This is a genomic window from Chitinolyticbacter albus (assembly GCF_024437655.1).
GTDB classification, from domain to species: Bacteria; Pseudomonadota; Gammaproteobacteria; order Burkholderiales; family Chitinibacteraceae; genus Chitinolyticbacter; species Chitinolyticbacter albus.
The window spans coordinates 275,059-285,668 of record NZ_JANBVF010000006.1 but is presented as its reverse complement, the minus strand read 5'-3'; the positions used below and the strand labels follow the sequence as shown (position 1 = coordinate 285,668).

At 56.3% G+C, this 10,610-nt stretch carries 10 protein-coding genes; 2 read left to right on the top strand and 8 right to left on the bottom strand.

What is annotated here, in order from left to right; all coding sequences use genetic code 11:
• Positions 1-301: Ig-like domain-containing protein (locus NLI84_RS05960; protein ID WP_255988864.1), on the top strand; the 301-nt coding region annotated here is incomplete at its 5' end.
• A gap of 159 nt (positions 302-460) precedes the next feature.
• On the opposite strand, the gene NLI84_RS05955 is transcribed toward NLI84_RS05960, so the two are convergent.
• From NLI84_RS05955 to NLI84_RS05945, 3 genes are all read right to left on the bottom strand, one after another.
• Positions 461-646 carry a hypothetical protein gene (locus tag NLI84_RS05955; protein ID WP_255988863.1) on the bottom strand — a complete coding sequence of 62 codons (186 nt, stop codon included), beginning with the start codon at positions 644-646 and terminating at the stop codon, positions 461-463.
• A 40-nt stretch (positions 647-686) separates the two neighbouring features.
• Positions 687-974: a hypothetical protein gene (locus NLI84_RS05950; RefSeq protein ID WP_255988861.1), complete on the bottom strand. Its 288-nt coding sequence runs from the start codon at positions 972-974 to the stop codon at positions 687-689.
• Between the two features lie 207 nt (positions 975-1,181).
• The gene (locus tag NLI84_RS05945; protein ID WP_255988860.1) at positions 1,182-2,420 is read right to left on the bottom strand and encodes a Fic family protein; all 1,239 of its coding nucleotides are present in this window, start codon (positions 2,418-2,420) and stop codon (positions 1,182-1,184) included.
• 364 nt (positions 2,421-2,784) lie between these two features.
• On the opposite strand from NLI84_RS05945, the gene NLI84_RS05940 reads away from it, so the two are divergent.
• Complete coding sequence (locus NLI84_RS05940) at positions 2,785-2,949, top strand: hypothetical protein (RefSeq protein WP_255988859.1); 165 nt, start codon at positions 2,785-2,787, stop codon at positions 2,947-2,949.
• Between the two features lie 388 nt (positions 2,950-3,337).
• Here the strand turns inward: NLI84_RS05940 and NLI84_RS05935 are convergent, their stop codons facing one another.
• The 5 genes from NLI84_RS05935 to dnaN form a co-directional block, all read right to left on the bottom strand.
• Positions 3,338-3,721, bottom strand: a complete 384-nt coding sequence (locus NLI84_RS05935; RefSeq protein ID WP_255988876.1) for a very short patch repair endonuclease — start codon at positions 3,719-3,721, stop codon at positions 3,338-3,340.
• Between the two features lie 80 nt (positions 3,722-3,801).
• On the bottom strand, positions 3,802-4,911 hold the full coding sequence (locus NLI84_RS05930; RefSeq protein WP_255988858.1) for a hypothetical protein: 1,110 nt from the start codon (positions 4,909-4,911) through the stop codon (positions 3,802-3,804).
• Positions 4,874-6,403 carry a DNA cytosine methyltransferase gene (locus NLI84_RS05925; protein ID WP_255988856.1) on the bottom strand — a complete coding sequence of 510 codons (1,530 nt, stop codon included), beginning with the start codon at positions 6,401-6,403 and terminating at the stop codon, positions 4,874-4,876. Before NLI84_RS05925 ends, NLI84_RS05930 begins: the two co-directional genes overlap by 38 nt.
• Positions 6,404-6,829: 426 nt before the next feature.
• The gene (gene gyrB / locus NLI84_RS05920) at positions 6,830-9,256 is read right to left on the bottom strand and encodes a DNA topoisomerase (ATP-hydrolyzing) subunit B (protein ID WP_255988855.1); all 2,427 of its coding nucleotides are present in this window, start codon (positions 9,254-9,256) and stop codon (positions 6,830-6,832) included.
• 96 nt (positions 9,257-9,352) lie between these two features.
• On the bottom strand, positions 9,353-10,459 hold the full coding sequence (gene dnaN, locus NLI84_RS05915; RefSeq protein WP_255988854.1) for a DNA polymerase III subunit beta: 1,107 nt from the start codon (positions 10,457-10,459) through the stop codon (positions 9,353-9,355).
• Positions 10,460-10,610 lie beyond the last annotated feature (151 nt).

Below are 10,610 nucleotides of genomic sequence, written 5' to 3'. Positions count from 1 at the left end.
CTCCTTCACCGCCCCCCGCTCCGGCGCAGCCTTGAAAGGGGACGTGTACATCAACGCCTTCGCCAGCGATCGCGATGCCGGCACCGCCGATGGTGCGGGCATAGAAAGCGTCACCTTCCAGCTGATCCGCAACGGCGAAGTGATCGCCTCCCGCCAGGAGAACCTGCAGCCCTACGACTGGTATTTCGATACCACGACGGTGCGCAATGGCGGCTACACGCTCAAGGCAAACGTGAAGAGCAAGCAAGCTGCTGGTGGTGGCACGGCCGCGGCAACACGGTCGGTCACTATCGCTAACTGATCTTTAGCCGTCAGATGACAGCCCGGCCCGCACTGGATATGTGCGGGCTGGTTTTGTTTTGGCAAAAGCCTGAGCGAGCTATCGATCGCTGGTGACCTGGTCTGCAGACTGCAAGCTGCCCAGGAAGATCAGGGGGCTGGCTTTCTGGCCACGGTGGAGCTAGTCCCCGCAGTCACGTTCGGCGCGCGCCGAAGCGCTGGCCACCAGCATGCCGAGGGCTGACGTCCCGCCCGGAAACGTCACGCCGGCCAGCGTAACTGGCTCGGTCGAGACTGCCACGGTATCGATATTGCTCGCCCGGTCGCGCCAGTATTCGATTGCGATGGCGCTGGCGAAATAGAGCACCGGCAGCAGGAAAAACAGCCGGGTGACGGCAAGGCGTAGCCTACGACTTTGTGGCCCTAAGCACGCGGTACAGAAGCCAGATGAAGTAGCTCAAGGTGACAGTGCCGCCAGTCAGTACGGCGCCGGCAAAGTACAGGATGCCGGCGCCCCAGCCACCCGGGCCACCGTAGCCGCGACTGCTTGGCGCGAAGACCATCGCCGTGAGGAAAACGGTCAACGCAACGCCGGCCCAGAGCAGGAGCTTCAGTGCGATCGGCATGGCGGTGGAACTGGCAACGGTTGCCGGCAAACTTGATTCGACGGTGGCAGGCTGGTCGACCTGTTTCATGGTTATGGAGCGACGGTGGCGGGCAAACAGATGCTAACACTATTGCCAGTATTTCATGGCCGCTTGCTGGCTTGCCATGGTGCCGCTCGTTTTTGACATTCAGGGAGGCATGATCAAACGGTGATCATGAATTGATCTTGTCCGCAGGCATCCATACTGAACGCTTGGGTTATGCCCTGCCGGTTGTCCTCGTTGGCCGGCAGACGATCAGGATGGCGATCTGTCTTCGGCTTCGATCCACAGACCAGGGAACAGGTAGCGGAACAGCTTGATCGGTATGCTGAGCCGGAATGGCGCTTGTAACCCGTCTGAAGTGATGATCCCGAGCGTGCGTAGATCCTTTATCACTCGTTCTTGGGTGCGTTCCGAATCGCCGCCCAGGAACAGCCGGAATTCTTGTTTGGGCGTCGGGCCGGCGTTCAGCAGATACTTGAGCGCGGCCAGGCTGTTCAGCTTCAGCAGGTTGGGAGTCTCGGGCGACACGGACTCGGCTTGCAGCATCTTGTGGATGCGCAGTTCCAGCCCGTTCAAATCCAGCATGCGTTCCATGAATTCCACTTGATCCAGGCAGACATCGAGCATGAAGTCGATGAAGCCTATCAGGTGCTTCTCTGACAAATTGCCTCGACCATCCAGATCCCCTTCGCGCGGGTGATCGGCCAATGCCAGCATCTGGTAGTAACGGCCCTGCTGACGAGCCAGCCCACGCATGGGGGACCAGATGCCTCGGGTCAGGCCCAGCGCGTATAGCCCGGCATGCGTGTGCAGGCGTACGGCGCGGCCATTCCCGTCACCAAAGGGGTGAAGCCAGGCCAGGCGATGATGTGCGGCGAAGATGGCGATCAGCGCGCGCGATCCGTTTTGCTCGAATCGATAGTGGTTCCACAAGGCCTCGAAGAATCTGTCCATACACCGGTAGCTGGGTGGGATGTGCTCACCCACTTTCACTTCATGAGTGCGAAACACGCCCGGTAGAACGTCTTCACGCCAGTCCGAGCCGTCTTCCTCCTTACCAAATACCAGCCGATCCTCGGGCGGCAAGTGCTGATACATCGCCCTATGAGTGGACTGGATGAAGGCCGCCTGGAAGTAATCTTCGATGTCCCCCAGGTGCTTCGCGTTACCCACACGCGCTTCGATGTGCTCCTCGGCGAGGATGCAAGCAAGGGCCGCACGTTGCTTGCGCGCCTCATCCGGTTTGGCGGAAAAATCCTGCTGCAATGCCTGCTCGATCAGCAATGGCGTGGTGTGTTGCCCCTCAATTTTGTTGGTGTAGTAGGAGTTCATCGGACGAAGGGCGTCGGCCAGGACCGGCCGCAAACCGCGTGGGATTTCTTGGCGGTCAGCTCTGCGTATGAGGTTTTCGGCCTTGTCGACCAGTTCGCGCACGCCACGCGCGTCCATGCTGGGCAGCAACGGCGTCATCGAAGCGGGATCGGTGATCATCTTTTTGTCGCTTTTTCTGGCGGAAAATTTGGCGGAGTTTTTTGAAGGAACTATTCCTTATAAGTGATTAGTTTATAACACTTAAATTCTCTTTAAGAAGCAGTTTTCGTGGAAAATTTGGCGGAGATGTATTCATGGTTTTTCGCCATGTTCGGCGAAGTGTGGCAGCGCCTGCTTCTTCCGCCAGCAGAAGGGACGGCTGGGTAGAGGAGTCCGGTTTGCGATGGAAGGTAGAGAGGCCATGAGCGCGCCCCCGGCGGCGCGCAGTCGCATCCAGGGCGAAAGGGTTGCTGCACGGGCACAGCCCCCCTGTTCCTCCACCATTCCGATACGCCAGTGATGCAGTGATGTTGTACAGCTTAATGTGACGTTCCAGCTGATCCGCAACGGCGAAGTGATCGCCTCCCGCCAGGAGAACCTGCAGCCCTACGACTGGTATTTAGACACCACGGCGGCGCGCAATGGCGGCTACACGATCAAGGCGAATGTGAAGAGCAAGCTGCTGGGGGTGGGACGGCTTCAGCAATGAGGTCTGTCACCATTGCAAACCACCTCTGCTGAAGGTCGCGGGCCCGCACATGCCATATGCGGGCGTTTTTTGGGGAAGCTTGTACGAGCTAATTGACAGCAGGAAAATTGCTCCCAGCTCGAGAAGGCTGTTTGATCTGCGAACCTGCCTCTTGGCGCTGCAAGCTGATCACTGCAGATGTACTTGGTGAGCAAGGCCCACTGTTCGCATGTGAATTCTCGCGGGAGTCTTTTGGAGGCCAGCTATGCCAAACGCTTCGGAATGAATATGACCTGTGCGAAAACTGAGTGATAGAGATCAAGGCTGGCGAGTGTTGGAGGACACTTTCCTATGAGGCAGGCCTATGGATTTCAGTAAGGTTTTGAAAAATGCGTAAGTAAAATTTACTCTAATTATTCCTGCACAACTGAATTACCGTCTGTATCTTTTCTACTTGTTTGCGAAGTAGTGTTTCGGTCTTCAAGTCATGCTCCCATATTCGGATAACTTGCCAGCCTTCCGCTGATAGTGTTGCTGTCACCAACGCATCCCTAATTCGGTTGGCTTCTAGTTTTTTACTCCAAAAATCGCTACGCATTGAAGGAGCCTTGTAGTGGAATGGACATCCATGCCAGAAGCATCCGTCAACAAAGACAGCAATCTTTTCTTTCGGAAAGTAAAAATCCGGCCTCCCAACGAGGGACGATCGGATTCTGTATCGCATTCCGAGTATCCAACAGTATTTTCGAAGCGCGATTTCTGGCTTGGTGTTGCGCCCTTTGTTACGGGACATGCACCGACTACGCTGCTCTGGCGTCAACACATCGGTGCTTTTCAATTGGATTCCTTTTCTGGAAAGATGAATTTGTAGCTTTAATCGTGATCTTCCAAGTGATGTACTGCATCCTCAAACGTAAAAAAGGAAGGATCGAAAGAGAAAGTATTCACATTGACCTCCGAGGGTAGGTCTTTCAATGAAGTGAGTACGGAGGCGAAGAGGCTGCCGACATCACGTGCTATGCGAAGCGAAGCAGATGTTTCAGTGACATTGTAGAGCCGATAAATATCATAGGGAATGATGCACTTAGCCGCATGCTTGATCTCGGCTAGAGATAGAAATACCGGGTTGTCAAACTTTCCAGAGGTGCTCTTGGCGTCGACATGACGGAAGCTTCTATCTTTGGTGATTAGACTGAAATCAAATGGGGATATGGCGTTGATCTGTGACACCCATTCATGTTCTTCAATCTCCTCAAAAGGGGTGCTAAGAAAAAATTGGTTTAAAAGCTGCTCTCCTCGAGCGCCTGTTTTCTCTGCAGATACCCTGGATATTTGAAAGTCCGCTGGAGAAATTCCGCGTTTATTATGGCTGCTGTTCTGTATTTCGGTCGCTCTGGAATCACCCTGGCTTATATTTTCCAGAATGGCAGAGTCGAGCCAGCCACGGATCGGATGATTGGCCGGTGGGGCAGCTGCTTCAACAATTTTCGCAATCATATCTTCCGTCACAACTGCCATTGACGCGCCTTCACTTGGCATCAAGCGGTGGAGTGCAGAGTGTAAACTTGCGTCATCAGCGTGCTTGGCTGAAACCAGTACAACATTGACGGTATGAGGTAAAGGTTCGCCGGAAAATTCGAGAATTGCGAAGTCATCCGGCGCCAGGATTTCATATCGGTCAGAGTGATCGATAGGAGCATCCACTATCTCGCCGTTTAACCGAATATTTTTGGCGTCACGCTTTACTTTTCTAGCAAGCGTATGCCCATTCGTTTCCCCCGGGCCATACAAAATCAGATCGACGTGGGCGGCGTGCTTAGGCATTGGTTCAAGCAGCGCTCTTAGCCCAGGGAAAAACGTACCCTCCATTACTTTAAGATCGAGATTAAAGCCTTTTTGCTTGGCCTGCGGATGCTTCATCAGATATGACTTGAAAAAGGACAAGTCAGATGGTTTGAGCTTTTTTAGGGCTAATTTTTTCAATGTTTTTACTCCGCAACATCCGCAATATGTTTTCTGCAAGTGCTTTGGCGAGCAGGGCAGGCACGGCATTTCCTATCTGCTTAAATGCGGGGTTCATCGAGCCGCTGAGAATGAAACCGTCTGGAAAGGATTGCAGTCTGGCGGCCTCACGAACAGAGATTGTTCTCGCCTGCTCGCAGTCGTAATGGATATGGGAGTAGCCGTCCTTGCCCAAATGTGCCATTAAGGTGCGAGCTGGAGCATCAGCCTCCATCTTCCGCCATTTGTTGGGGAATTTGCTTACATCATATGGAGGCACTGTGGCGGTCCATAATGTTTGGTAATCCTTTGATCTTGGACCTATGGCTCTTCCTGAGGTTCTACGCAACGCGGCGAGTCGCTCCTCGAACAGAGCTACAGCGTGTTTATAAGCTTCAGGGTACTGGTCACCTGGTTCCATGCGTCTGAAGATGTCGTAGTCCCTTGGCAGATAGCGGATTACGTGATCTTTAATCCCTTCCGCATTCTCGAAACCAACCCATGTCCGCATTGTTTTCGCGTAATTGGTAAGTGTGCTTTGAGGATATGGGACTAGGGTGTCGAAGCGCCGCGGCCCTTTTTTTAGCCCACCGGTAAGGTGCTCGGTGATTTTTGGGAGATCGCTGAGAGCATCCATTGCCGTTACAGCTGGCTGGCAATGTTGCCGGTCAGCTACGGGTGGTTCAACGAAGAATGCATCATCATCAAAAAGTCCGCGTTTCACTGTCTGTAGGGCTACTTGGCGTGTTCCTTCATAGCCACGTGGAATTTCGATCCAATGCGTGGGGCTCGGGAAACTAACCTTGTCGGCAATTTCAGAAGCTACAGCGATCAGGAACATGCGTTCTCGCATCTGCGGGACGCCGAAGAAAACTGAATTCAATAAAGTATAACCACAGCTGTAACCCATCTCTGAAAGGGTTTCGCAGGTTTCCTCTGCAATGTTATGCCCACCATAGTTCAGCACATCAGGCACATTCTCCATCAATATGGCAATTGGTTTTAGTTCTCGAACATAGTGGAGGTACCGCAGATAAAGGTTTCCACGAGGGTCTTGCAGGAAAGCTTCCGGATGGTCCGCGACCTCGCGCAGTTTCGCTCGGCCCACGCGAGCGAATGCTTGGCAGGGAGGCCCCCCGATGATTACATCTACCTGTTGATCAATTGGCCCTGTCAGTTCCAGCATTTTCATTAATTCGGCCGGTTCGACCTTGGTAATGTCTTTGGCTTGGGAGTGGACCTTGAACAGTTCGCTCGGGCGATCAGAGAGAAAGTTGATGGCATGTGAACGTGCTGCATCAGGGTCGAATTCGACGGCGCCTATGGTTTTGAACCCAGCCGCATCGAAGCCCAAGGTCAGCCCGCCGCACCCTGCGAAGAGATCAAGAGTGCGCGGGGCTTGCCCCGAAAGAACTCGTGAATGCTTCAGTCTGACAATTTCACTGTTGATTGGAGTAAGCTTGTCGTGGTTCATTGTCGAGTGCACATTTCGGAGTTTTGGGCCGAATAGGGGGAGTCGTGTTCCTAACCATTTTCCTAGAAAATGGCCATCGGGACTAGGTTTTCTTGCCGACATCAGGGCGAGGATCGTTAGTAGAGAGGCTTCCCTACCTATTTGTCAGAGTTTAGAAGGTTGGGCTGTGCGTCTGAGTTGAAATAGCTATTTGATCAGAATGCAAAATGTTACCGAGATCGACTCGGTCGCATTGAGGCCGCGTTGTCAGCAAATGGCAATCAATAGATGAAACCAGAAGTTCTTGCTCTAGACACCAGCTTGGGACTGGCTGGCTCCGCGTCGGCGGCACTCAGATAGAAAAGAAGCCTCCCAAAGGGAGGCTTCTAGACGTACTCTCAAAATCTAGGAATGCGGAAATTTAGATAATCGAAACTGACAACATCATCAAACATCAATATTCCGCGCAATCAGCGCGTTCTGTTCGATGAATTGCCGGCGCGGTTCCACCTGGTCGCCCATCAGCGTGGTGAAGATTTCATCGGCGGTAACGGCGTCGTCGATGGTGACCTTCAACAGGCGGCGCACGGTTACGTCCATGGTGGTTTCCCACAGCTGCTCGGCGTTCATTTCGCCCAGGCCCTTGTAGCGCTGGATGCTCATGTTGCGGCGCACTTCGTTCAGCAACCAGTTCAGCGCTTCGCCGAAGCTGGCCACTGGCTGCACGTTTTCGCCACGGCGCACCTTGGCATCGGCCTGCAACAGACCGGTGAGCATGTCGGCGGTCTTGCGCAGCTGGGCGTAGTCGCCGCTCTTTACGAAGTTCTCGTCGATGTACTGCATGTGCACCACGCCATGCTGGCGGCGTTCGATCTTCAGCGTCCAGCGCACGCCTTCGTCATCCACCGTCGGCGCCAGGCTGTAGACGCTGCTGTCGAGCAGGGCGGTCAGTGCTTCGGCGGCGGCGCGGGCGCTGGCTTCGTCTTCCAGCGTGATGGCCGGGGCGTTGAGCAGGGCATTGAGGATGGCCGGGTCAAGGAAGCGGCTTTCGCGCTCGATCACGGCTTCAGTCAGGAAGTACTGGCGTGCCAGCGCTTCCAGCGCTTCACCGGCAATGCCGGGGGAGTCGCCGCCGGGTAGCAGCTCGGCGTTGTTCATCGCGGCGCGCAGCAGGAATTGCTTCATCTCCTGATCGTCTTTCAGGTAGGTCTCGCTCTTGCCGTGCTTTACCTTGTAGAGCGGTGGCTGAGCGATATACACATAGCCGCGCTCGACGAGCTCCGGCATCTGGCGATAGAAGAAGGTGAGCAGCAGGGTACGGATGTGCGCGCCGTCCACGTCGGCATCAGTCATGATGATGATGCGGTGGTAGCGCAGCTTGTCGACGTTGAATTCGTCCTTGCCGATGCCGCAGCCCAGCGCGGTGATCAGCGTGGCGATCTGCTCAGACCCGATCAGCTTGTCGAAGCGCGCGCGTTCCACGTTCAACACCTTGCCGCGCAGCGGCAGGATGGCCTGGAACTTGCGATCGCGTCCTTGCTTGGCGGTACCGCCGGCGGAGTCACCTTCCACCAGGTAGAGTTCGGACTGCGCCGGGTCTTTTTCCTGGCAGTCCGCCAGCTTGCCGGGCAGGCCCAGGCCATCGAGCACGCCCTTGCGGCGGGTGATTTCGCGCGCCTTGCGCGCGGCTTCGCGCGCGCGCGCGGCCTCGACGATCTTGCCGCAGATGATCTTGGCGTCGTTGGGGTTTTCCAGCAGGAAGTCGGACAGCGTCTTGCTGATCACCTCGTTCACCACGGGGCCGATCTCGCTGGAAACGAGCTTGTCCTTGGTCTGGCTGCTGAACTTGGGGTCCGGCAGCTTGACCGACAGCACGCAGGTCAGGCCTTCGCGCATGTCGTCGCCGCTGGTTTCCACCTTGGCTTTCTTGGCCACTTCGGCCTGTTCGATGTACTGGTTCAGCGTACGCGTCATCACCTGGCGCAGGGCGGTAAGGTGGCTGCCGCCGTCGCGCTGCGGGATGTTGTTGGTGAAGCACTGCACCGATTCCTGGTAGGAGTCGTTCCATTGCATCGCCACTTCCACCGTCATGCCGTCTTTTTCGCCGATGGCATGGAAGATCTTGTTGTGCAGCACGCTCTTGCTGCGGTTCATGTATTCGACAAAGCCGGATACACCGCCGGTGTAGTTGAAGTTCTCTTCCTTGCCGCTGCGGCGATCGGTCAGCGTGATGTTCACGCCGTTGTTCAGGAATGAGAGCTCGCGGATGCGCTTGGCGAGGATTTCGAAGTGGAATTCGACCAGGCCAAAGGTTTCCTCGCTGGCGAGAAAGTGCACCTCGGTGCCGCGCTTGTCGCTATTGCCAATGGCCTTGAGCGGTTCCACCGCCACGCCTTGGCGGAACTCCATGCTGTGGACCTTGCCGTCGCGGCGGATGGTGAGGCGCAGCCAGTCTGAGAGCGCATTCACCACAGAAACGCCCACGCCGTGCAGGCCGCCCGATACCTTGTAGCTGTTCTGGTCGAACTTGCCGCCGGCGTGCAGCTCGGTCATGACGATTTCGGCGGCGGAGCGCTTGAACTCGTCGTCTTCCTTGATCGCGGTTGGAATACCGCGGCCGTTGTCCTCGACGCTGACCGAGTTGTCGGCGTGGATGATCACCTTGATGGTGTCGCAATGGCCGGCTAGCGATTCGTCGATCGCGTTGTCCAGCACCTCGAACACCATATGGTGCAGGCCAGTGCCGTCTTGCGTATCGCCGATATACATGCCCGGGCGTTTGCGTACCGCTTCCAGGCCTTTCAGGATGCGGATGCTGTCGGCACCGTATTCCTGCGGGTTGGGAGTTTGCGGGAGATCGTTGTTTTCGCTCATGACTGCCGTGTGGTGTGAGGAATCGGGGAGGCGTATAAAAAACATCGGGGTGAGGCGGGGTTGCCCCTCGCGCCTCACCCCTTACACCTCGCGCCTTTAGATGCGCATCGGCATCACGATGTATTTGAAATGCTCGTTGTCCGGAATGGTCACCAGCACCGAGGAGTTCACATCGCCGAAGGCGAAGTTGAGGTTCTCCACCTGGCTGTTGGTCAGCACATCGAGCAGGTACTGGATGTTGAAGCCGATATCGAGCGGCGCGCCGGTGTAGGCCACTTCCACCTCTTCCTGCGCTTCTTCCTGTTCGTTGTTGTTGCACAGGATCTTGATCACGCCATCGGTCAGCACCACGCGCACGCCGCGGAATTTCTCGTTGGAGAGGATGGCGGCGCGTTGCAGCGCGGCCAGCAGCAAGGTGCGCTCGATCGACAGCAGCTTGTCGTTGTTCTGCGGAATCACGCGGTTGTAGTCGGGGAACTTGCCGTCGACCACCTTGGAATGGATCACCACGTTGCCGAAGCTGAACTTCACCTGGTTGCTGGCGATGTCGATCGTCACCTCGTCATCGACATCCTGCAACAGCTTGTAGAGCTCGAGGATGGTCTTGCGGGGCAGGATCACTTCGTTCTTGTCGAAGCTCGTCGGCAGCTCGGTGCTGGCGAAACCTAGGCGGTGGCCGTCGGTGGCGACGAGTTTGAGCAGATTGCCCTCAGTGACGAGGAACAGGCCGTTCAGGTAGTAGCGGATGTCCTGGTGCGCCATGGCGTACTGCACGCGGCCCAAGAGCGCCTTGAGCTGGCCCTGCGCCATGCGCACGGTGGCCTTGAGGCTGGTGTCGACCGACAGCGTGGGGAAGTCGCCGGCTGGCAGTGTCTGCAGCGCGAAGCGGCTCTTGCCGGCCTTCACCGTGAGGCGCGATTCGTTTTCTTCCAGCGTCACCACCGATTTATCGGGGATGGCGCGCAGGATGTCGGAGAACTTCTTGGCGGAAACGGTGATGGCGAAATCGCTGCCGGAAAAGCCTTCGCTCTGGGTCGCGGCGATCTGGATTTCCAGATCGGTGCCGGTGCAGGTGAGCATGTCGCCCGATTTCTGGATCAGCACGTTGGACAGGATGGGCAGCGTGTGCCGACGCTCGACAATACCGGTGACGGTGGCGAGCGGTTTCAGCAGCGCATCGCGTTCGGCTTGCAGCAATTGCATGTCGATGAATCCGCAGGAAGTTGAACAGGGGGATGTTACCCGAATCGGGGGCCGATTTCGACCCGCGCGCACCACCGCGCGCACGCGACATGGTACTCGCGCTGAGGTTTGTGGGGTGAGTGCGCCAAAGGGGCGCGCAAGGCCGGTGGCG